General features: G+C 53.5%; 21 protein-coding genes and 3 pseudogenes. All 24 read left to right on the forward strand.

Going from position 1 to position 22,552, the window contains the following annotated elements; all coding sequences use genetic code 11:
* Positions 1 to 22: 22 nt before the first annotated feature.
* The gene (locus tag MPHASIOC01_RS08875) at positions 23 to 295 is read left to right on the forward strand and encodes a hypothetical protein (protein ID WP_353614413.1); all 273 of its coding nucleotides are present in this window, start codon (positions 23 to 25) and stop codon (positions 293 to 295) included.
* Positions 288 to 1,649 carry a conjugal transfer pilus assembly protein TraH gene (gene traH, locus MPHASIOC01_RS08880; RefSeq protein ID WP_369937379.1) on the forward strand — a complete coding sequence of 454 codons (1,362 nt, stop codon included), beginning with the start codon at positions 288 to 290 and terminating at the stop codon, positions 1,647 to 1,649. Before MPHASIOC01_RS08875 ends, traH begins: the two co-directional genes overlap by 8 nt.
* Position 1,650: 1 nt before the next feature.
* Positions 1,651 to 4,650 (forward strand): conjugal transfer mating-pair stabilization protein TraG, encoded by a 3,000-nt coding sequence (gene traG, locus MPHASIOC01_RS08885; RefSeq protein WP_353614414.1) that lies wholly within the window; start codon positions 1,651 to 1,653, stop codon positions 4,648 to 4,650.
* Positions 4,651 to 4,667: 17 nt separating this feature from the next.
* Entirely contained in the window at positions 4,668 to 5,264 is a 597-nt protein-coding gene (locus MPHASIOC01_RS08890) for a hypothetical protein (RefSeq protein WP_353614415.1), read from the forward strand.
* A gap of 164 nt (positions 5,265 to 5,428) precedes the next feature.
* Positions 5,429 to 6,160 carry a complement resistance protein TraT gene (gene traT, locus MPHASIOC01_RS08895; RefSeq protein ID WP_353614416.1) on the forward strand — a complete coding sequence of 244 codons (732 nt, stop codon included), beginning with the start codon at positions 5,429 to 5,431 and terminating at the stop codon, positions 6,158 to 6,160.
* Between the two features lie 91 nt (positions 6,161 to 6,251).
* Positions 6,252 to 6,536, forward strand: coding sequence for a type II toxin-antitoxin system CcdA family antitoxin (locus MPHASIOC01_RS08900; protein WP_353614417.1), 285 nt, complete (start codon positions 6,252 to 6,254; stop codon positions 6,534 to 6,536).
* Positions 6,536 to 6,856 (forward strand): CcdB family protein, encoded by a 321-nt coding sequence (locus MPHASIOC01_RS08905; protein ID WP_353614418.1) that lies wholly within the window; start codon positions 6,536 to 6,538, stop codon positions 6,854 to 6,856. Before MPHASIOC01_RS08900 ends, MPHASIOC01_RS08905 begins: the two co-directional genes overlap by 1 nt.
* A gap of 200 nt (positions 6,857 to 7,056) precedes the next feature.
* Positions 7,057 to 7,404 carry a hypothetical protein gene (locus tag MPHASIOC01_RS08910; protein ID WP_353614419.1) on the forward strand — a complete coding sequence of 116 codons (348 nt, stop codon included), beginning with the start codon at positions 7,057 to 7,059 and terminating at the stop codon, positions 7,402 to 7,404.
* Positions 7,405 to 7,502: 98 nt separating this feature from the next.
* Entirely contained in the window at positions 7,503 to 8,657 is a 1,155-nt protein-coding gene (locus MPHASIOC01_RS27650) for a type IV secretion system DNA-binding domain-containing protein (RefSeq protein ID WP_405027754.1), read from the forward strand.
* Positions 8,566 to 10,002 carry a type IV secretion system DNA-binding domain-containing protein gene (locus MPHASIOC01_RS27655; protein WP_405027755.1) on the forward strand — a complete coding sequence of 479 codons (1,437 nt, stop codon included), beginning with the start codon at positions 8,566 to 8,568 and terminating at the stop codon, positions 10,000 to 10,002. The genes MPHASIOC01_RS27650 and MPHASIOC01_RS27655 overlap by 92 nt, the downstream gene beginning before the upstream one ends.
* Positions 9,999 to 15,488 carry a MobF family relaxase gene (mobF, locus tag MPHASIOC01_RS08920; protein ID WP_353614420.1) on the forward strand — a complete coding sequence of 1,830 codons (5,490 nt, stop codon included), beginning with the start codon at positions 9,999 to 10,001 and terminating at the stop codon, positions 15,486 to 15,488. The genes MPHASIOC01_RS27655 and mobF overlap by 4 nt, the downstream gene beginning before the upstream one ends.
* Before the next feature lie 20 nt (positions 15,489 to 15,508).
* Positions 15,509 to 16,303, forward strand: a complete 795-nt coding sequence (locus tag MPHASIOC01_RS08925) for a DsbA family protein (RefSeq protein ID WP_353614421.1) — start codon at positions 15,509 to 15,511, stop codon at positions 16,301 to 16,303.
* An 85-nt stretch (positions 16,304 to 16,388) separates the two neighbouring features.
* A pseudogene (locus MPHASIOC01_RS08930) lies at positions 16,389 to 17,018 on the forward strand (hypothetical protein); the annotation flags it as partial.
* Positions 17,019 to 17,107: 89 nt separating this feature from the next.
* Positions 17,108 to 17,260 carry a hypothetical protein gene (locus tag MPHASIOC01_RS08935; protein ID WP_353614422.1) on the forward strand — a complete coding sequence of 51 codons (153 nt, stop codon included), beginning with the start codon at positions 17,108 to 17,110 and terminating at the stop codon, positions 17,258 to 17,260.
* Positions 17,227 to 17,349: pseudogene (locus MPHASIOC01_RS08940) on the forward strand (hypothetical protein); the annotation flags it as partial. The gene MPHASIOC01_RS08935 and the pseudogene MPHASIOC01_RS08940, both read left to right, overlap by 34 nt.
* Entirely contained in the window at positions 17,339 to 17,638 is a 300-nt protein-coding gene (locus MPHASIOC01_RS08945; RefSeq protein ID WP_353614423.1) for a colicin immunity domain-containing protein, read from the forward strand. The pseudogene MPHASIOC01_RS08940 and the gene MPHASIOC01_RS08945, both read left to right, overlap by 11 nt.
* Before the next feature lie 49 nt (positions 17,639 to 17,687).
* Entirely contained in the window at positions 17,688 to 17,906 is a 219-nt protein-coding gene (locus MPHASIOC01_RS08950) for a hypothetical protein (RefSeq protein ID WP_353614424.1), read from the forward strand.
* A gap of 298 nt (positions 17,907 to 18,204) precedes the next feature.
* Positions 18,205 to 19,203: a hypothetical protein gene (locus tag MPHASIOC01_RS08955; RefSeq protein ID WP_353614425.1), complete on the forward strand. Its 999-nt coding sequence runs from the start codon at positions 18,205 to 18,207 to the stop codon at positions 19,201 to 19,203.
* Between the two features lie 122 nt (positions 19,204 to 19,325).
* Positions 19,326 to 19,546: pseudogene (locus MPHASIOC01_RS08960) on the forward strand (hypothetical protein); the annotation flags it as partial.
* Complete coding sequence (locus MPHASIOC01_RS08965) at positions 19,543 to 19,803, forward strand: MarR family transcriptional regulator (protein ID WP_353614426.1); 261 nt, start codon at positions 19,543 to 19,545, stop codon at positions 19,801 to 19,803. The pseudogene MPHASIOC01_RS08960 and the gene MPHASIOC01_RS08965, both read left to right, overlap by 4 nt.
* A gap of 484 nt (positions 19,804 to 20,287) precedes the next feature.
* Positions 20,288 to 20,749: a helix-turn-helix domain-containing protein gene (locus tag MPHASIOC01_RS08970; protein WP_353614427.1), complete on the forward strand. Its 462-nt coding sequence runs from the start codon at positions 20,288 to 20,290 to the stop codon at positions 20,747 to 20,749.
* The gene (locus MPHASIOC01_RS08975) at positions 20,749 to 21,324 is read left to right on the forward strand and encodes a PIN domain-containing protein (protein WP_353614428.1); all 576 of its coding nucleotides are present in this window, start codon (positions 20,749 to 20,751) and stop codon (positions 21,322 to 21,324) included. The genes MPHASIOC01_RS08970 and MPHASIOC01_RS08975 overlap by 1 nt, the downstream gene beginning before the upstream one ends.
* Before the next feature lie 191 nt (positions 21,325 to 21,515).
* Positions 21,516 to 21,965, forward strand: coding sequence for a HEAT repeat domain-containing protein (locus tag MPHASIOC01_RS08980; RefSeq protein WP_353614429.1), 450 nt, complete (start codon positions 21,516 to 21,518; stop codon positions 21,963 to 21,965).
* A gap of 246 nt (positions 21,966 to 22,211) precedes the next feature.
* On the forward strand, positions 22,212 to 22,391 hold the full coding sequence (locus tag MPHASIOC01_RS08985; protein WP_353614430.1) for a hypothetical protein: 180 nt from the start codon (positions 22,212 to 22,214) through the stop codon (positions 22,389 to 22,391).
* Positions 22,392 to 22,552: the final 161 nt, after the last annotated feature.

The following is a 22,552-nucleotide window of genomic DNA, read 5'->3' on the forward strand; positions in this document are numbered from 1 at the left end:
TCCTCTGAACAGGTTTTACATCATGAAAACATCTTCCTTTGCGCTGTCGCGTGCAGAACGCGGCTGGCTGATGGTCAGCCTCGCTTTTTTGTCCTCCGCCCTGATTTACGGCTGGATGTTACGCCTGGTCATCCGGGCGTATGCGTCCGCCGGACTGATATGGATACAGCTGGTGACGGATGTGCCGGTGCTGTTCCTGCTCTCCCTGAGCCTGGGCTTTCTGGCCGCCACGACCGGGCACTATCTGTACCGGATTGCCCTGGTTCCGGAAAAAAAGGAGGTGGTGCGTGGCTAAATGCCTGTTTACCGCCATCCTGTTTCTTGCCACCGGTCTGGTTATGCTCCCGGCCCGGGCAGACGTCAACAGTGACCTGAACAGTTACTTTGGCAGTCTCGGATACAGCGGAAATGTCTCGAAAGCCCAGGCCTGGCAGGGGCAGGCCGCCGGTTATATTACCGGTGGCTCGGTGTATCTGCGTGACCCGGTCAAGAACGTGCAGCTCATTTCGATGCAGGTGCCGTCACTCAACGCCGGCTGCGGCGGCATTGATGCCTATCTGGGCGCATTCAGTTTCATCAACGGTGCTGAACTGCAGCGCTTTGTGAAGCAAATTATGAGTAACGCGGCCGGTTATGCTTTTGACCTGGCGCTGCAGACGGTGACCCCGGAACTGAAACAGGCCAAGGATTTCCTGCAGAAACTGGCGACCGATGTTAACTCCACGAACATGAGCAGCTGTCAGGCCGCGCAGGGGATTATTGGCGGTCTCTGGCCGGTCACCCAGGTATCACAGCAAAAAATCTGTCAGGACATTGCCGGACAGGACAACCTGTTTTCTGACTGGGCATCATCCCGTCAGGGCTGTACCGTGGGTGGCCAGTCTGACAGTGTCACCAGCCGGGCGGATGCCTCGGAAAAGGACCAGGTACTGAAAAACAAAAACCTTATCTGGGATGCCCTCAGCGTCAACCACCTGTTTGACGGGAATAACGAACTGAAAGAGCTGGTGATGAGTACCGTGGGCTCTATCGTGTTCAACCAGCAAGGCCAGGTGACCATCCTGGCTCCTCTGGTGGATAACCGCGACCTCGTCAAGGTGCTGATGCAGGGCGGGTCGGCCAAAATCTACGGCTGTGACACGATGGACCTGTGTCTGGGGCCAGTGGTGACCACCATCACGATTGACAGTAACCACGGACTGGTCACGCTGGTGAAAAACCTGATGCTCTCCATTCAGGACAAGCTGACGGAAGACACCCCCCTGACTGACCAGGAAAAGGGGTTTATCAACACCACCAGTGTGCCGGTGCTCAAGTACCTGACCAACTCCCAGAGCATGGGCATGAGTGCCACCTACCTGATGCAGGTGTCCGATTTTATTGCTCAGGACCTGATGATCCAGTATCTGCAGGAACTGGTCAAACAGGCCAGCCTGTCGCTCTCGGCCAAAAACTTTCCGGAAGAAGCCGCCAAAGAGCTGCGCCAGAACGTGGTGCAGGCACAGGGGTTGTTGTCAGACATGAAACTCCAGTCTGCCGCTGACCAGAACGCGCTGGACGGCATTGACCGCAACATGCAGTACCTGCAGCAGCAGGTTTCCACCATCCTGTCCACGTCCTACCAGAGTAATTACCACTGGGGAAAATGAGATGACTGAAATTTATACCATTTATGGTGGTGACATGTGGCGTGAGGCCCTCAATGGTATCGTCACCATCATCGGAACCAGCAGTTTTAAAACCCTGCTGCGCATTGCCGGCACCTTTTCGGTGCTGGGTACCGCCGGGGCATTTGTCAGTAAGCGCAACCCCATGGAGTTTGTGAAATGGCTGGCGGTGTTCGTCGGCCTGACGTCCGGGCTGTTGCTGCCAAAAACCAGTGTCCAGATTGTGGACATCACGGACCCTGCTGCGGTGTATGAAGTGGATAATGTGCCGGCAGGGCTCGCGGTCATCGCCCACCTGACGACCAGTGTGGGCTACGGAACGGCACGACTGTATGATATGGCGCTGTCCCGTCCGGATTCGGTCACGTACACCAAATCCGGGATGCTGTTCGGTTCGGAAATAGTGGCCCAGACCACCGACTTCCAAACACAGAACCCGGCGCTGTCACAGATGCTGCCGGACTACGTGGAAAACTGTGTTGTCGGGGATATCCTGCTGAACCACAAGTACACGGTCAATGACCTGCTGAACAGTCAGGACCCGCTGTCGCTCATTACGCGTAACCCCAGCCCGCTGCGGGGGATTTATACCAGCAGTGGTAACAGCCGGGTGTTTGAAACCTGTCAGCAGGCTGCGGGGCAAATCCAGACGCTGGTCGGGCAGGATTCACAGCCCGGCAGCAGTACCTTCAGCTGGCTGACCAGCCGGATTTATGGCCGTCAGGTCAACGGCCAGGCGCTGCTGGCGCAGGCCATGAATGACAGCTACGGGTATTTCTACAGTGGCGGCCTGACGGCGGCGCAGGTGATGAAGAACAACATTACCAACAGTGCCATCCGGGACGGTATCAAGGGGTTTGCGGCCCGGTCTGATGACACCGCCAACCTGGTGAATCTGGCAGCTGAAACCTCCATGACCAAACAGCGTCTGGCCTGGGCCACCATGTCCCGCATGGCCACCCGGTATCTGCCGTTCGCCCAGTCCCTGTTGATGCTGATTCTGGTGTGTCTGTTTCCGCTGGTTATCGTGCTGGCCGCCACCAACCACAGTATTTTTGGTGTCACCACCATCAAATACTACATCGGCGGGTTTCTGTACTTCCAGATGTGGCCGGTGATGTTTGCCATTCTCAATTTCGCGGCCACGTTTTACCTGCAGACCAAAACCGGGGGCACGCCCCTGGTGTTGTCCAACTATAGCCTGGTGGGGCTGCAGCATTCTGATGTGGCCAATATGGCCGGTTACCTTTCCATGTCGATCCCGGTGCTGTCTTTTTACCTGACCAAGGGAGCGGCGAGTGTGGGTTCCCAGGTGGCCGGGAGTGTGTTCAGCTCGATGGCGTTTGGTTCGGCTTCTCAGGCCGGCACGACAGCTGACGGCAACTGGTCATTCAATAATATGTCCATGGACAATGTGAACCAGAACAAGCTGGACACCAACCTGTTACAGCGTCAGGGGCAGCAGACCTGGCAGGCCGGTAACGGGTCTTCCCAGACCCTGACCAGCGATGGCCACCATGTGTTTGACAGTTCCGGCGCGATTTCGAATCTGCCGGTCAACCTGCGGCTCAGCCAGCTGGCTTCCAGTGGTTTTCAGGAGCAGGCGCGTAACGCAGAGGTGCAGGCACAGTCTTCACTGGATGGTTACAACCACAGTGTGGCCAGTGGCTGGAGTCAGTTATCTCAGCTCTCACACCAGACCGGGAACAGTGACAGCCTGACGCAGGGCACGGACAACAGCCAGACGCTGAATGCCACGAAAGGGGCCAGCCTGATGATGAATGCCGTGGAGAGTTACGCAAAATCGCACAATGTCTCGCAGCAACAGGCCTACAATGACCTGATGACCAAGTCAACGGAGGGAAGTGTGAATGCCGGTGTTGAGGGACGGTTTGATTCAAATAAAAGCCTGTGGGGTAAGGCCGGGTCATGGGCTACCGGACTCAGTGCTAATGCGCATGTGGGCGCAGAGCTTAAAGGCAGTACCGGACATACTCACGGCACACAGGATACAAACAGCAGTTCCACTGATTTCAGAAATGATGAGAACAGCCAGCAGGTTCGTGACTTCCGGCAGGGTATGGATATGGTAACCAGCAGCAGGATAACGGATTCCGGTAATCATACGGATAACACGTCCTCTGGCGAACTGCAGCAGTTTGGTGCCACCCTGAATGACACCAAAAGTCAGTACCATCAGTACACTGACAGCAATACCCGCAGCCGGGAATACAGCCGGATGGCGTCTCTGGCTGAAAATCAGAGCGCCAGCCTGGATGCCAACTACAATCAGGAATTTGTGAACTGGGCTGAGCAGAAATACGGACCTGATGCACAGTCAACCCTGACCAATGTAACCTCAGCCCGGGCCGCTGCCGCTGAGTTCGTCGAAGAACGGCTGAAGCCGGAGATTATGGGCGACTACCAGCAGGGGCGGGCTGATGTGCAGAGTGGCGGAACCCACGATGCCTTCCGTGGGGAAACTTCCCGGGTCAGACAGGGCATGGTGAGTGATGAAAGCAGCCCGGTATCGGTACCTCAGGTACCTCATGAACGTCCGACCATTCGGGCACACACGGGGCAGGGAGAACAGGTTATACGGCAGGGAAGTGAACAGATTACAGGGACTGACGGATTAAACCGGGGCACGATGCGTGAGGATTTTGAACGTAACCAGTCCGCACTGCCCGGAGCAGCCGAGTCCTTTAAAGGCGGCGGAGATATTTCCCGTAAAGTGGCAGAACAAAGATCTGCCAACGGTCAAAAAATCAGTAATTCTTCTGAAGAAATAGAGAAAAATAAATCCACTGTTCAGACATCCAGTGATATTATTAAAGGAGTAGATGAAAGTGCAAAAGGGCAATTCCAGAGGGGATACTCAACGGAGCAGGATAAACAAGGTGTTGATGATAATGGAAAGACCAAAAATGAGATGGATTTGCAAGAGCGTCTTAAACATCTGAGAGAAAGAAAAGTCGGGTAATCGATTCAGGAGTTGATATGTTAATAACACATGGCGAAGTTAATAGTGAGCTATCCTCTATCCTTGAAGCAATTAAATGTCCTGATAGGGAAGTTGCCTCCCCACTGCAGGCTTTAAAAATTAGTTCTGCTTTCCCATTGTTAATGTTGTGTTCTAACTTATTAACATGGGTCGTTTTTTATCTGTGGGAGGTTTTTTCCACGGGAGGGTTTGGATTTAAATGGGGTTTATACGTCGATGCAGTAGGCATAGTTATGGCAGATGAAGGATGGTATACCTTATTAGCTTCACTTGTTATTTCAGTATTAGCTATTCTCATTTTTTACCCTCAGACATTGATGCTTGTTTCTATCCCAAATGAGGTAAGATCTACATCACGTATCATAAGAAAAATTTCTTCCGGGTATAAAAAAATACTCTTTTCTCTTTGGGGAGTGAGTGTTTTTCTTGCTGTTATTGGCCTATGCACTGACAATTTCATTCTACTGTATTCCTTTCCTGTTGTAACTTTTATGTCGATATTTATATTTAACGGATATATTAGTATGGAGAGTGTGAGATATGGTCTGGGTCCATTTTTAGAGTCTGCAAGCTCTATTCTTAATAAGAAATAGTCTTTGTAGATCTAACTATCAACACACGATTACTTACCCCCAATTTCTGGTAGGGTTTTTGGTCCTCAGAAACCCTCAATAATTTCAATAAATTGCCGATAACCGTCTGGTTAATGGTCTGCCATTAATCAGGATGGTCTTTTGGAATTTTCAGGAAAAAATATATGACATTAAAACACGCAGCCGTGGCTGTTATGGTCACTTCCGTTTTTGCCCTTTCCGGTTGTGGTGCGATGAGCACAGCTATTCACAAGCGTAATCTTGAAGTCAAAACACAGATGAGCCAGACCGTATGGCTTGAACCCTCCTCACAGAAAACCGTGTATATCCAGGTGCGCAACACCTCCGATAAGGACATGTCTGACCTGCAGACCCTCATCAGTCAGGATCTGAAAGCCAAAGGCTACCAGGTGACGTCCAGCCCTGACCAGGCGTATTACTGGGTACAGGCTAATGTCCTTAAAGCCGACAAAATGGATCTGCGTCAGTCCCAGGGGTTCCTGACCAGTGGCTATGAAGGGGCAGCGATGGGGTCGGCACTGGGCGCGGGAATCACGGCCTACAACGGTAACTCCGGTGGTGCAGTACTCGGCGCGGGTCTGGCTGCAGGTCTGATTGGCATGGCGGCGGATGCCATGGTCGAAGATACGAACTACACCATGGTGACTGACCTGCAGATTTCAGAGCGGAGTAAAGCGTCAGTAACCACAGACAATGTGGCGGCCCTGCGTCAGGGAACGTCAGGCGTCAAACTGCAGACCAGCACGGAGCAGGGCAACCGGATGAAGTACCAGACCCGCGTGGTGTCCACCGCCAACAAAGTGAACCTGAAGTTTGAGGAAGCCCGCCCGGTACTGGAAGCCCAGCTGGCCAAATCCATCACCGGTATTCTGTAAACACGCCAGCGACTGAACCCGTAAATTTGTCAGGGCATACACTATGCGCTAAATTATGCGCATAGTTTCTGTTCTCTGCGGGAGAGGTTCCATGAAATCATCCGTCTCTGTTGTCACAAACCTTACCACGCCGGCGGTCGCAAGACGGTCCGGGAAACGCAGCACGAATGTATACCTGACGGCAGAAAACGTGGATGCGGCGCGCCGGATGAATATCAACCTGTCCGCGACGCTCGATGCCATGCTGGCAGAAGCCGTCAGACAAAAGCAGCAGGAAACCCGGAAAGCGGAGTTACACGCCGGTATTCAGGCGTTTAATGCCTTTGAGCGGGAAGCCGGGCTGTTCACGGACGATGATGAATACGGGGTTCTCTGATGGCGCAGTATGCTGTTTACGTCAACCGGTCGCCCAAAACCCGGCAACAGTACCCTTTCATCATTGATATTCAGTCTGACCTGCTGGATGAGTATGATTCCCGTGTGGTTATGCCACTGGCACCCATGACAGCGCAAAACTCACAGATCCGGTCACTGACTCCGGTTATCTCCGTGAGTGGCCAGCGTTATGTGGTCATTGTTAAATCTGTCACGACCGTCAGTAAAGACAAACTGAAAGAAGCGGATGTGGTGGCTGTTGTCCCTGAGATCCACGCTGACATTCTTTCCGGCCTGCATGGCATTGTGTCCGGCATCTGACAAACCGTCCCCGGCCGTTCACTGACCGTTTCTGTTCCACCTGACATTTATCTGAAACCCTCTCTCGTCCCGGGTCCGGGGCGTTGGTGCCCGTTTTAACTTTCATGCCCTTCCGCTTCCTCAACAGGACAGATTCACCGCCCTGCGGTTCACTCATCCTGTCTGCGGCGAGCGGTCCGTTTTTTTTCAAGGATTTCATCATGCAACACTCAGTATTCAAAGCCGTTACCGTCGCGGTGTTTTATATGGCCCTTTCCCTGATGTACAGCGCTGTACTCCTGCTGTCCCACGGAAGTGACGTCATTAAGTGGTACATGACCCATGCCTGGCTGTTCACAGCAACGCTTGCCGGGTCTGTCACCCCGGATGTGTGGGGATGGACCACGGCATTAAATACGCTCGCTGTGGCACTGATTTTCCTGGCCGCCGGGGGCTTTTTATCCGTTGCCACGGGGGTGCTGATGGTGCTGCCGGGCAGGCTTCTGGCCCGGGTTCGCTGGCGGCACTCCCTGCGCCGTTGCCGGCGCGCATCACTGTCCCTGAACTGAGTCACTTTCTCCTGCCCGGCCGCCCCTGTCGGGCATTTTCCTGAATGTATACGCACTGACGGTGTTCTGCCGCCGGTTATTTCCACCGGATATCCATCATGAATAAAAACGCCAAATACCTTACCCAGGGTGGCCAGATGACGGCCTACCGCTGGCGAATGTTCCTGCAGGTCAATAACTGGATAGGCTTCTGGGTGGCCATCCTGTTCCTGCTGCTCGCCGGCGCCCTGTTTTTCATTCTCACGCCAAAGGAAACCCTCGATAACGGGCTGTGGTACTGGTATGCCAGCCTTAACCACAGTTTCATCCAGCTGATGTCACCCGGTGCCGGGCGGTTCTATACCATTACTTACTGGTATGCCCCGACCGCCACCACCTACCACCTGAAAATGACGCTGGAGCAGATGCTGACAGACCCCTACATGCAGGCCATGGGGGCCCGTCTGTATGGCCACCTGAAAACCAGTGCGCTGGCCGCCGGCGTATTCTGCGCGACCGTTTACTGTCTGGTGGCCTGGTATGTCACGGCGGTCGGGCGCAGGGAGAGTGAAGATGAATTTATCTCCGGGATGAAACTGACAGACAACCCGGGCGAAACCAACCGGCTGCTGCGCAAAAACGGTGAACTGTCAGACCTGCGTATTGGTGACCTGCATATGGTGCGTAACGCGGAGGTGATGAACTTCCTTATGCACGGCACCATCGGGGTGGGGAAATCCACCCTGATCCGCTGGTTGCTGGACTGGATACGCAAACGTGGTGACCGGGCCATTATCTATGACTCCGGCTGTTCCTTTACCCAGACCCATTACCGCCCGGAGACTGACCGGATTATGAATCCCTTCGATGCACGCTGTGTCCGTTGGGATATGTGGGGCGAATGTGAGGATTCGGCGGATTACCAGAACCTGGCAACCAGTCTGATCCCGGAAGAAGGGGAATCCGATCCGTTCTGGGTGGCCAGCTCCCGCACGATTTTTGCGGACCTGGCCATCCGCATGTCGGCTGAACCGGACCGCAGTATTGAGAAGTTCCTGAAAACCCTGTTGTCCCTCAGCATGAAAAGCCTGCGTGACTATCTGGCCAACACGCCGGCGGCCAACCTGGTGGAAGAGAAAATTGAGAAAACGGCCATCTCCATCCGGTCAGTGGTGACCAACTATGCCAAGTCCCTGCGCTACCTGCAGGGGCTGGACGAAAAAGGGGGGGGAGCCGTTCACCATCCGTCACTGGATGACCAGCCCGGAGTATGACAACAGCTGGCTGTTTATCTCGACAAAATCCCGCCATCGCCCCAGTATCCGGCCACTTATCTCCATGTGGGTGTCACTGGCCACCCTGTTCCTGCAGAGCATGGATGAGGACCCGGACCGGCGGGTGTGGTTCATCCTGGATGAAACCCCCAGTCTGCAGCGTATTCCGGACCTGCCCGGTACGCTGGCAGAGGCCCGCAAATTCGGGGGTTGTTTTGTCATCGGTGCACAGAACATGCCCCAGCTTGTTCATGTCTATGGCCAGCAACTGGCACGCAGCATTTTTGACCTGCTGAACACCCGGGCCTATGGCCGCTCGCCCAGTGCGGAAGTGGCCCAGATGGTTGAAAAAGAGCTGGGACACCAGCGCAGGAAGGAAGCGCGCGAGCAGAACTCCTACGGTCTTGACCAGGTGCGCGACGGGGTGTCACTGGGCAAGGACAAGGTCAATAACCCGGTGGTGGATTACGAGCAAATCATGTCGCTCAGTAACCTGCAGTTCTACGTCCGTCTGCCGGGGGATTACCCGGTCACCCACCTGAAGCTGAAATACCGTAAACCGAAGGTACTGCAGCCCGGTTTTATCTCCCGTGACTTCCACGATGTGCTCAGCCCTGAACTGGAAAAACTTATCCGGAAAAATGAGCAGGCCAGCCGGGCCAGCGGCCTGACATTCCCCGAAGCTGAAACCGCCCCGGTCAGTGAGGTGACGGGTTCCCCGGTGACGCCCGAACCGGAGCGAAAAGAAGACACTCAGGCAGGTCCGGTAGCCCCGGTGAATACCCCCTGGCCGTTACCTCAGCCTGTGCCGGGAAAACCGGCCCCGGTCGTTCCCATTACTTCCCGCCCCCCGGTGATCCGGCCGTCCCTGACCGTGGTGCCGGGCGGGACGGCCGTGAATGATCCGGTCGGAGATGCGGCCCGTTCCCGGCAGAACCCCTCCACGGAAAAACCGGACACACCGCGCCGGCCCCTCCCTGAACTGACCCGCCAGGCCGCGCCGGACGGCACGGCGGTATCAAAACCCACCGCCCTCGATGCGCTTAACCGGGCCAGACGGTCACGCAGAGAGAATGCGGCGTCAGACAGTGACGATGCAGGGAACGGGGAAGACCCGGAAAACCTCAGTCTGGATATGAAACTGGAAACCCTGCCGGATGGCCAGCTGCAGGTGACCACCGCCGGTAAAACGCCCGCCAGAACGGCAGATGACACGCCCGGCCCGAAAGGCGCGGGCAAACAGATGCTGGACGATGAACAGACCATTCTCCGTCACCGCGAGGCGCAGTACGAACAGTACCGCAGCCAGCAGGACGGCCTGGACGATATGGAGCATGACTTATGATGAGTGTGGCCCCCATTGCCTCTGCCGACGGGGCAGCGGGTTATTACAGTAACAGTGATAACTATTATTTTCTGGGCAACCTGCAGAGCCTGTGGATGGGTGAGGGTGCCCGGGAACTGGGACTGGAGGGTGCGGTCAGGGGCGAAGCCCTGACGGCGGTTCTGGAAGGCCGTCTGCCGGACGGTTCCCGGCTGGGAAAGGAAATTAACGGAAATCATGTGCACCGGCCGGGTCATGACCTGACGTTCTCCGCCCCGAAAAGTGTGTCCCTGCTCATCCTCATTGGGGGGGATAAGCAGCTGCTCGAAGCCCATAATCATGCCGTCCAGGTGGCGGCGTCTTATATTGAAAAACTGGTCTCGGCCCGGGACACCCGGGACGGTATCACGTCCATTCTCCCGACCGGGAAAATGGTGGCGGCGGCGTTCACCCACGATACCAGCCGTAATCTCGACCCCCAGGTGCATACCCACCTGCTTGTGGCCAACATGACCGAACTGGACGGGAAATGGAAAGCGCTGGCCACCGACTATATTCACGGTGCCGGGTTTATCGAAACCGTGATGAAGATGCAGGTGACGCTGGGGAAAATTTACCGCAACACCCTGCGTGATGATGTGGAGAAGCTGGGGCACCGGGTGGAGGAAACCGGGAAAAACGGGCTGTGGGAAATCGCCGGTGTGCCGGAAGCCGTGCGGGAAGAATATTCCTCGCGGGGACGGGAGATTGAGGGTGCGGTGGGGGCAGAGGCCACCCTGCGCAGCCGGGATGTGGCGGCAAAAGACACCCGTCAGGCCAAACAGGACCCGTCACGCCTGCGCCTGATGGAGCGCTGGCTGGGCCAGATGCGTGACCTCGGGTTTGACATGAAAGCGTACCAGGCTGAAGCCCGGGAGCGTGCGCCGGAACCGGACCTGCATACCACGGTGGCCGTGCCGGAACCGGTCTCCCGGCAGCAGGACCGACCCGGACAGACGGTCCCCCGGGGGAAAGATAACGGCGTACAGCCGGGCGTGACGCTACCAGGTTCAGCAGAGCCTTCTCCCCGTCCGGCAGGCCCTGCAGTGCCCGGGCAGGATGTCCCGGCGTTGCGTCAGTCTGGTGAACCCGTTCCCGTTCGTGGTCATGAGACTGCTCCGGTCACGCCCGGCAGGGAAAACAGCTCACCGGCGGTGAATGCGCCGGATGCCCCGGCAAAAGCCCCCCGGTCACTGAAGGACCTGGCCCCGGACCTGTCAGTCGCCCTGCAGCAGGCCATTTCTCAGCTCAGTGACCGGCAGACCCGGTTTACGTGGGGGGAACTGATGCTGACCGCCATGGAATACAGTGACGTGATGCCCGGGGTGGATGACCTGCGCGCCGGGATGGATGCGGCGATGCATGACGGGCTGATTGTACCGCTGGATGCAGAGAAAGGCGTGTTCACATCGCGTATTCATCTGCTCGATGAGTTATCCCTGCAGTCGGTCACCCGGGACCTGGTGGCCGGAGGCCGGGTGGTCAACCGGGTCACGCCCCGGGACAATGTGCCCGGCAGGCTGTCGCCGGTGGTGACAGAACCGGTGGTGCTGTTCAGTGCCCCGGCCAGTGTGCCGGCCATCCGCAGTCTGGCGGAAGAGATTGCCGGGGTCAGCCTGTCTCACGGGCGTCAGGTACAGGTGCTGGCCAGCAGTGCTGAACGGGCCGGTTCCCTGGGAAAATCGGACAGGCTGAAGGACAGGCTCATTTCCCGTCAGCAAATTCTGTCCGGAGACGCCGGTCTGAGGCCCCAGGGCACGCTGATTGTGGAAGGGGCGGAAAAACTCGGGCTGAAGGAAACCCTGTTGCTGACGGCGGAAGCGCGGGCAAAGAACACCCAGCTGATTTTTCTCGACAGTGCGGGCCGGCAGGCCAACGGGAATGCCATGACGGTGCTGACTGAAGCCGGGGTGTCGCGCTCAGTGCTGTCTGAACCGGTGCCGGGGCTGGAAACCCGGGTGGTCAGTATTGCTGACAAACGTGAACGGTATGCGGCACTGGCGGAGCGCTATGCTGAACTCAGTGCCGGCAGCGAACCGGTCACGGCGGTGGTGAAAGGGGCGCGTGAGCAGAAAAACCTGACCGGACTTATCCGTGATGCGCTGCAGAATGCCGGACAACTGGCGCGTGACGGTGTCACGGTGGAAACCCGCACACCGGTCTGGCTCGACAACAAAACCCGGCGTCTGCCCTCCTCCTACCGGGCCGGACAGGTGCTGGAAGACCGGACACAGGCAAAAGAGACAAAACACTGGCTGATAGACCGGGTGCATGAAGACACCCGCTACCTGACCCTGCTGGATACCGGTACCGGGGAAATCCACCGGCAGAAAATCAGTGAGATGACACCGGACTGGCGGCTGTACGAGCGGGAGGAAATCAGTGTGAATGCCGGGGAGAAAATGCTGAGTCTGGCGGCGGACAAACGCCACGGACTGAAAGCCAAAGACCGTCTGACGGTGACTGCCACCGGGCCGGAGGGCGTGACGTTCCTGCGCGAAGGCGGGAAGGGGAAAGGAGACACGTTTACCCTGCCGGCTGACCAGCCCCTGTACATGACCCACAGTTATGTGGCCGCACCTGGCAGCCGTGACAATGAGCAGGGCGTGGTACTGGCTTCCCTCAATGTGCGCGATATCAGTGGCCGGATGGTGAATGACCTGGCCCGCAGCGGTGACCGGGCGGAAATTTTTACCGCCGAAACACTGGAGCGGGCCGAAACCCGGCTGGGGAGAATGCGTGATGTCGACACCCCGGTGCAGATGGTGTCACGGCTGTCCGGGCAGGACACGGTTGACCGTGCCGTCAGTACCCTGCGCGATAACGTGATGAGTGAGGCCCGTAAGGCCGTCACCCGGGCTGTCGCAGAGCAGCGGAACATCAGTTTCAGTGAACTGGTTCTGACGGAAACCGCCCAGAAACTGGCGGGCGGGAAAGGTGACGTCAGGGCGGAAATTGCCGCACAGATAAAATCCGGTGAACTGATTGAGGTGGTGGTACGGGGAGAATCCCGCCTGATACACCACGCCACCTGGGAAATGGAAAAGTCCATTATCAGCATGACGGAAGCCGGCAAGAATACCCGGTCTCCCCTGATGGATAACGTGGCCCCGGCCCTGCTGGCCGGCCTGACCCGGGGGCAGCAGGATGCCGCCACACTCATCCTGTCCAGTACCGACCAGTTTACCGGTATTCAGGGGTATGCCGGGGTGGGTAAAACCACCCAGGTGCGGGGGGTGCTGACGGCCCTGAACACCCTGCCGGCAACGGTCCGCCCGGAAGTCACCGGGCTGGCCCCGACGCACCGGGCTGTGAAGGAGCTGAACGATGCCGGCGTGGTGTCGCAGACCGCCAAATCCTTCCTGGTGGAGCATGACCGGCAGGTGGCCGCAGGGGAAACACCGGATTACGGCAACCGCCTGTTCCTTATTGATGAAAGTTCGATGGTGGGGCTGCAGGACACGGCTGCCGTATATCAGGCCATCCGGGACGGCGGGGGGCGGGCCGTCTCCATGGGGGACGTGGACCAGTTTGAATCCGTCGACAGCGGGGCGCCGTTTAAGCTGCTACAGGAGCGCAGCCCGATGGATGTGGCCATCATGAAGGAAATTGTCCGTCAGAACGACCGCCAGCTGAAGGAGGCGGTGTACGACATTATTGAAAACCGCCCGGCGGCAGCCATCAGCCGGCTGCAGTCCGTCAGTCCGGAGAAAGTGGCCCGTGAGGCGCAGGGTGAGGTGCCGGCGGCATCCGTGATGGAGGTGGACTCTCCGGTGGATGCCGTGGCCCGTGACTGGGTCGGACGCACACCGGAAGCCCGGGCACAGACCATCATCATCAGCCAGCTCAATGCAGACAGAAAAGCCATCAACCAGGCCATTCATGACAGCCTGGTCAACCGTCATGAACTCGGGAGCAAGGTCGCAACGGTGCCGGTACTGGAAAAAATCAGTCACACCCGTCACCAGTTTAACCGCACCGGTGCCTGGGAAGCCGGCATGGTGATGAAGCGGGGCGACAGTTACCAGGACGTGGTCGCGGTGGACCGGAACGGCGGCCTGATATCCGTGCGCAATGAGGACGGGAAACTGGCCCTGTATTCCCCCCGGGAGTTGCTGACCGGGGACGTGGAACTGTTTAAACGCGACAGGATGGAGGTGCGTGAAGGGGATGAACTGCGCTTCACCCTGACTGCCCGTGATGCCGGGCAACTCGGTAATGACCGCTTCCGGGTGACGGCGGTCCGGGACAGCGGTGAGCTGGAGCTGACCGGAAAGGACGGAACCCGGGTGATTAACCCGAAGGAGGTCCGCCATGAACAGCATATCGATTACGCCTGGGCGGTAACCGGCTATGGCGCGCAGGGGGCCAGCAGTCCGTTTGTGATTGCCCTGGAGGGAACGGAAGGGGGCCGGAAACAGCTGGCCACGATGCGGGCGTTTTATATCACGGCATCGCGGGCGAAAGACCATGTCCAGATATACACGGACAAACTGGACAAATGGCTGAGCCGGGTCAAATCACCGGAAACGGAACCCAAAACCGCCCATGACGTGCTGAAACCGGAGACCGAACGTAAGCAGGCCCGGGCCATCTGGGCGATGGGCACGCCCCCGGCAAAAACGGCGATTGGCCGGACCTGGCTGCGGCATCAGGCGATGAAGGATACGGCACTGACGGCGCGGGTCATCCCGGCCACCCGGCGTTTTCCCGACCCGGCACTGGCCTTTCCGCTGTATGACCGTAACGGGAAGTCAGCCGGCCTGTCACTGGTCTCCCTGGTTGCGTCACCGGAAGGCCGCCTGACACTGGGTGACACCCGGATGGTGGCCACACAGGGTGCGCAGGGTGCGGTACTGCAGCGCAGCCGTAACGGACAGACGGTGATAACCCGGAGTCTGGAAGACGCCCTGGCGGCGGCGAAAGCCGATAACCGCACCGGTGTTATCTGGCAGGTGGGTGACACACCACCCTCGGAGTGGATGGTGAAAGTCACCCGGGGTGATGTGAGGGAAAATAATGCACTGTTTCAGACGACTGACACTCAGGACATTCGTATTCCCCGGGAAGAAAACCATCAGGATAAAGAGGACCTCAGCAGGCGCTCTGACGTTGTCAGGTCGCAGAGAATGGAGGAACAGCAACGGGCGGATCTTGCTGCGCGCAAGGCAACTCCTGAAGAAAATCAGACCGCCCTTGTTGAAGTGAATAATCCCCCTGATGCAATCACGTTAAGGCGTATTGCAGGTGAGGAAGCGGCCGGTGGCGATATGCCATTGCCCCGGGTCTCTGTACCTGAACAGGAGCAGGCTCTCAGGGATAAGGAGGCAGCCTCACAGGTCAGAGCCGATATGCTGAATGAACAGACGGGACGTGCCATCCTGTCTGTCCGCGAACAAAACCTGCCAGACAGAACGATTGAACATGATGAACCGGCCCATACCCGGGCCATTCAGAAAGAACGTTAATACATCAGAGAGACAACCCCATGAAACTGACATTCAGCACGGTGGCCATGCTGGCCACACTGACCGGCGTGGCGCATGCACAGGCCCCGGCTTCCGCTTTTACCCCTGAACAGCAGGCCCGTATCGGGCAGATTGCCGGTGACTACCTGCTGGCCCACCCGGAGATACTGGTGCAGGTCAGTCAGAAACTGCAGGTGCAACAGCAACAACGGGCGCAGACGGCCATGGCCGCCCGGGTGATGGATAATCAGACAGCACTGCTGTCTGACCCGTCCACGCCGTCTGTTGGCCCGAAAGCGGCCCGGGTGGCCGTGATTGAGTTTTTTGACTACCAGTGTGTGTTCTGCAGCCGGCTGGCCCCGGAACTGGAAAAAGTGATGCAGGGCCATCATGAGGTGCGTTATGTCTTTAAGGACTGGCCCATTTTCGCTTCCCGCTGGCCGGCCTCCCATGATGCGGCGGTCAGGGGGCTTAACATCTGGAAGACAAAGGGCCCGGCCGCCTATATGGCGTTTCATAACGGCATTTACCGGACCGGTCATGATGAGGGCGCTCTGACCCCGGCGGATATTGATGCCGTCACCCGCACGGTGATGAAGGGCACTCCGCTGGCGTCCGGCGCAGACAGTGACAGCGTTTTGGAGGCCAACAACCAGCTGGCGCAAAAACTGGGACTGACCGGCACACCGGGCCTGATTGTGATGCCGGTGGATAATCCCACGCCGGACACGATTACGGTATTACCGGGTGCCGTACCGGTGGCTCAGATTGAGGCGGCCATCAGGCGGGCCGGCGGCAAAGCCACGAAATCGTAAATTCAGACAAAGACTATTGTTGTGGAGTATGTAAGGCGATGAAATCCCCTGTATTCACAAGGGAATACAGGAGCAAATACGGACCGTGAGACTCCACACATATCAGGCAAAATCTCTGGATGATATCTGGCTGGATGATATTCCGAATATCCGCAACCCGGCTGCGGCCGTTCAGGACCTGGAATATACCGCCAGCCCTGAGCGACGGATTCAGGAATGGGATCTGCCGGATGGCTACAGTGTTTATGTCAATAAATACCGGGTCTTTCACCGTCAGTTTACCTGGATGGCATACCGTGATGTGCTGAATGATGTCCGGCGCGGCAATGTTGTGCTGCTGAAGAGACACGATTCAGGGGACGAGATGGCCCGGGTGGTGACATCATCCGGGGCGTTGCGCGGTGACTTGCCGGTGGCGCTGCACACCCGGCTCAGTTATCTCATCCGCAACCAGTTACACCGCCCCCGATACATTACCGGTACCATCAACAGTAAAGCGGCAGGAAGACTGCTGGCTGCCGGGGGGATTTATAACGGTAATCCGGACGGATTCAGGAATACGGCCAGACAACTGGGAGGTGATGCCCCGGCCGGGTATGACCAGGTTATGAACCCCCGGACGAAAGGACTTATTATTGCCGGCGCATCCGTTGCTGCAGGACTGGGTATAGGGCGTCTGAATCCGACAAGTGAAGTTCAGGCACTGACCGATTTACCACAAGCAGCAAAAACTTTACCATCCGAAAATGTCAGTATCGCTCAAAAGCAACTGGTAAAAAAGTTCAACATGCTGTTGATTTTAACGTGACGCAAACGCCCAATGCTCAGGGGCTTTCATCCTATGAAAGTGCCCTGAAAAGTCATATAGATGATCCTCTCACCACACAAATAACGGGTAAGTACCGTGGAGCCAGGATGTCCTTCACTATTACAATCCAGAAACTAAACTTAATGTAATGACTAAACCCGATGGAACGTTCATTTCTGGCTGGAAGCTATCCGATACACAGGTAACAAGTCTGACAGGTGATGGCAATGTCTTTTAACACACATGAAGTCGCGATAATTAATCTGATTGATGCATTTATTTCGCAGGATATTAGTGCCCCAGAGTTTGAGCATAACTATTTAACAGCCTGGCGTACTTATCGGGATTCATCGGAAGATAAACGTGCAGATCTCAGGACCCAACGGTTTTTTGATACGGTATTTTCGCTGGTAGACAGTTACTGCTCAGACCCGGACCTAATGGATGACGATGATTTGAACGACGACGACTTATTTGAAGCCGTGTATGAACTACAGACTGCCTGGCGTGAGTCTGTTATGGTTTGAAACCGCTGTTTTGAACATACATGACCTGTAAGTTTTGGATGAGGTAGCCATGGTGAAGCATGAGCTTACATCACAGATAACCAGCCTGCCGGACAGGGAAAACGTTGTTTTTGAAATTTATGCTGGTAGTGAACAGGTGGCTGAAATCTCAAATGAGCCTGGAGAAGGCCTCCGGATTGAAATATTTAACTGCCCTGATGGGGCATGGAGTTTTGACCTGGATACATTTTCTTCACTTGTCGAGCAGGGTAAAAAAAGCATCATCTGAAGGGGCGTTAAGGGTTCTGGAACAAGTGAGGGTCAGCAACTTGTTCCAGTCCAAAATAAAAACATTGCGACAATTCCAAATTTCAAATCCCATTCAAGCCCCTGACAACGCATTTCATAAGTCGGGTCCAGCCCTCCCGGTATGCTAACGATAAGTTATTAGGCGTAATGATACGAAAAATTTACTGATAAACTGGTTGGCGGAAGCAGTTATCACAGTTAAGCTAATACACTTTGTAACAGCGAAGTGTAAGAACAACTGTCAGTATTTCTTATATATTATCACCAGGTGATTGAACATGGGTCTTTATAGCATATCGAATAAAATCCTCACGCCATTGGAAAAAACAACTTACAGTATCGAAGGGTTACAGGAACGTTATGACCTTCAGGAGGCAATTAAGAATAACATTGAGATATTAGCTCCTGAGTCTCTGGTAATATCTGAGGAGTTTTCTGACTGGGAGGATAGTAAAAGAAGAATTGATATTTTGGCTATTGATAAACAGGCTAATCTCGTTGTTATTGAACTAAAACGAGATGAAATAGGAGCACATATGGAACTTCAGGCTGTCAGGTATGCCGCTATGATTTCCACAATGAGCTTTTCTAAAGCATGTGAATATTACCAAAACTACATAACAAAAAATAATTTGGGTATTGATGCCAAGGAGCGAATACTGGAGTTTGTTGAGTTGGAAGATACTGAACTTGTTGATTTTGGAAAAGATGTAAGGATTATATTAGCCTCCGCAGGATTTAGTAAAGAACTCACGACAACAGCTATTTGGCTCAGGGATAAAGGTGTTGATATCAGTTGTGTGAAAATAACACCATACCATTTTGATGGTAAGGTGCTTATAAATTCGGAACAGATAATCCCCGTTCCTGAGCTTGACGAGTATCAGGTTAAATTTAGGGAGAAAAGAATTGAACAGATATCCAGTTCTAATAAATCTGATCGCGACTATTCTCGTTATAATTACAAAGGTGTGACTTATAATAAGAGGAATCTGGCTCTTGTGGTTATTACTGACTGGATAGAGAAGCATAATCCTGAAAATCTTGAAACTCTTAAACACAAACTATCTCATGTCATAAAGCAAAGGACAATAGCATTAGTTGAACAGATTACAGGATATAAAAAGAACAGGTATCATATTAATGATGATGACATCATTGAACTTTCATCTGGTGAAATGGTGGCTATATCCAACCAGTGGAGTATCGGTAGTTTGGATAGATTACTTAAGTTTGTTAGGGAAGATGGTTTCATTATTGAACAAATAAAAGATTAAATTGATGAATCTGTCAGTTGTTGACTGGTAAGTTGATCGTTTGTGGCTTGTATCTAAAGCTGTATGTTCTGTTCGTAGAAAAAGGAATGTCCAAATTACGTGGGTAGGATTAGGTTGGCTGGCTCAAAAATATTGCAAACGGAGAGTTTTCCCCGGAAAAAGTGAACCTGAATTATTACACTCACGAATGTCGTGAGTATGAGCGTTATTGCCATTTGGGGGGGGAACCGGTGAACCTGAAGGTGCCGCTGGCTATGAATTATGGAGCAATGCGCATACAGCAACGCAGGAAGATTATAAGCTGAAAGACAGTGATGTATTTCACCCGGATGTATACAAATGAAGCCGACTCAAACCGAACTAAATGTCTTAAAAGTGATGTCTGAAAAAGATACAGACTGGAACTGGATGGTTCTGGACAGGATGCTGGCCGTAAATCAAATCTCTGGTTTTGGCAATGTGGCCAACATTGTACTCAGTCTTGTAAAACAGGGGTTTGTGAGCGTTGTGCCCGGGGACACACCGTCAAAACCCCGTTACCGGGTGTCAGAACAGGGCCGTAATTACCTGTTCGATGTGGGGATTATCTCCAGAACCTGACCAATTCTTTTTACCTGGCTTTTCTGGAAGGGGGCAGTTTGGATATCGAAAATTATTGTACGTTAAGCGCATTATTTAACCACCTTGATCTGTAATTGATTGATTTAGTCTCAATGCCTATACCTTCCTCGTGTTCCTCTGCAAGGCCTTGCACTACCTCATTTACTCATTTGAGTTTATGAGTAAATGAGGTAGTGCAACTATTTTAACTATCTCTGCCGCCAGAACTTCAACTTCGGCTTTGGTTTCTCCGTCATTCGTATCAAACACGCCGTGTGTGTATTTCGTATGTTTTGTTTGTTTCGTTTATTGCGTTTTTCGTTTGTTTCGAATAATCTATTAAGTAACAGCTGCTGTAACACTAGAACTGAAATCGCATATTGAAACCATAAACTGAAATCGCATATTGAAACCATAAACTGAAATCGCATATTGAAACCATAAATTTATACAATTAAATCAACTAAATAACTGGAATACTAAAATGACAAACTCAATTCTTGATAGCCTTAGCCTTCCGGCTAAAGGGGAGATTGAGGCAGCTGTTCGTGGACAAAGGGAGCTTGCTGCCTACCTCTCCACAAAAATGGAAACACAAAAAATTGCAATTCAGGACGTAGATAACATAACCCACCAGATCGAACTGCCAACGTCTTCTCTGACGCTGCTTATGTCGATTTTAGGTGAACTGGCCCTCGGTAACGCGGTCCAGGTTGTTCCTGTACATGCAGAATTAACAACGCAGGAAGCAGCCAATATTCTGAATGTCTCACGCCCTCATATGGTGAAACTTCTGGAAGACGGGAAGCTACCTTTTCATAAAACTGGTCGCCATCGCCGCGTACTTTTCGCCGATTTGATGAATTACAAAGATCAGCGAGACAGGGAAAGCAACAAAGCAATGCAGGAGTTGGCAGATCTAAGCCAGGAGCTTGGACTTTACTAATGGACCATACACCTTATCCCGTAGTTTTAGATGCCTGCGTACTTTACCCGTCATTTCTACGGGATTTACTGATCCGCTTAGGGCAGACGGGGCTGTATCAACCGAAATGGTCAGCCATTATTGAAGATGAATGGCAGCGGAACCTTTTGGCAAACAGGGCTGATTTAACCTTGGCACAGATTCAACGCACAGCCGTACTGATGAATACAGCGGTTCCCGATGCGATGATTACCGGTTTTGAACCGCTAACTGAAAGTGTCGATTTACCTGACGTTGATGATCGCCACGTCGTCGCAGCTGCAGTTCGTAGCAACGCTGAAATCATTGTGACATTTAACCTTAAAGATTTTCCGGCATCGACACTTGATGCTTTTGGTATTGAAGCGTTGCATCCTGATGATTTTTTGATGGATTTGTTCGATTTAAATCGCGCTTTAGTACTCTCGGCAGTAACTACGCAGCGTAGCAATCTGAGAAAGCCGCCAATGTCAGCTGATGACTACTTAGAAGCCTTGCTACGTCAAGGCATGGCGCAAACCGTAAAAGAGCTAAGCAAGTATCGCTCGCTAATCTAGTCTGCTTAGTGGACGATAAGGCTACTGACTACGGTTACAGCCGATAGTGAAGGGGTACACTAGGGAAACTGAGAATATCATACGATTACGTTATCGCAGTAGGATACACCCTATTGCTATCGGTGATCTGAATGGTTAGATTTTCTCTAATATTGTGAGGACTACTCAGCAACAAACAGGAAGAATCATTAATGAATAATAAGAAAATCGAATGGATAGAACAAATCCCTGAAAACATTGATGAGTTAAAAAAGAAAGCGGGTAACAAAAACAACTATCATGACAGAATCAGCGCCATTAACTCACTCAAAAAGTTTAAGTGCAGACAGTCTATAGACATCCTTTGGCGTCTGATGATGAACGACTTGGTCTACACAGTCAAAGAAGAGGCATTCCGCGCATTACAAGCATTTGGTGAAAGTGTTAAATTGCCCAAAAAGAAAAAGGGTCATTTAATCAAAGATATAAACAAAAAAGTAATAGCAGTGGGCAATACGTTTAACGGTGATTTTGAGATTGAGGAATTCAAAACAAGATTCAAACAACGTTACCCTGAAGCTTATGACGTGTATCAGTTTGAAAAGAAAAATAAATTTGAAGAGTGGATTATCAATACTTTGAAGTCAGCCCCTAAAAAGTAAACTAATTTTTACCAGATTAAGGGGGTTATACGCCGTAACCCCCTTAACGTATAATAATTTTCGATATCCAAACTGACCCCTGGAAGGCCAGGTAACCGCACGAACAGCCAGTCATGCAGATGCTGCATTGATGATTTCTCCTTTCCCTGACACAGACACTTTTCCACACTTAGTTAGAACGGATCTGTCTGAAGTGTCAGGTATATATGAAGCAGAAATTACTGAAACCATTATGCGGATGTTACGATGAATTTCCTGAAAAAATGGTTGCGATGGCAACTTCGGTATTTTGCAAGTACCTTGATCCCGGTAGGGCTAATCATATTGTTTGGTATGCTGGCGGTGTCATTCTGGCCTGCGTTTGCCTGGGGATCAACAGCCATTTTCGCGGTCATTGTCTTTGGTGTGACGTTCTGGCTGGTCTGAGCATCGTCCACCTTTTTCTGACTGTATTTTCACAACAAACCCGCTTTAAATACACTTCCTTCACCCCGATACGGACTCACTGCATAACCCGCCAGTTATGCAGCTAACGACGTCCGTGCGTCAGGTATTCCCTTATACTGTGGTGCCTTTCCGCTTCCTCA

This window comes from Mangrovibacter phragmitis (assembly GCF_040429585.1).
Classification (GTDB): domain Bacteria; phylum Pseudomonadota; class Gammaproteobacteria; order Enterobacterales; family Enterobacteriaceae; genus Mangrovibacter; species Mangrovibacter phragmitis.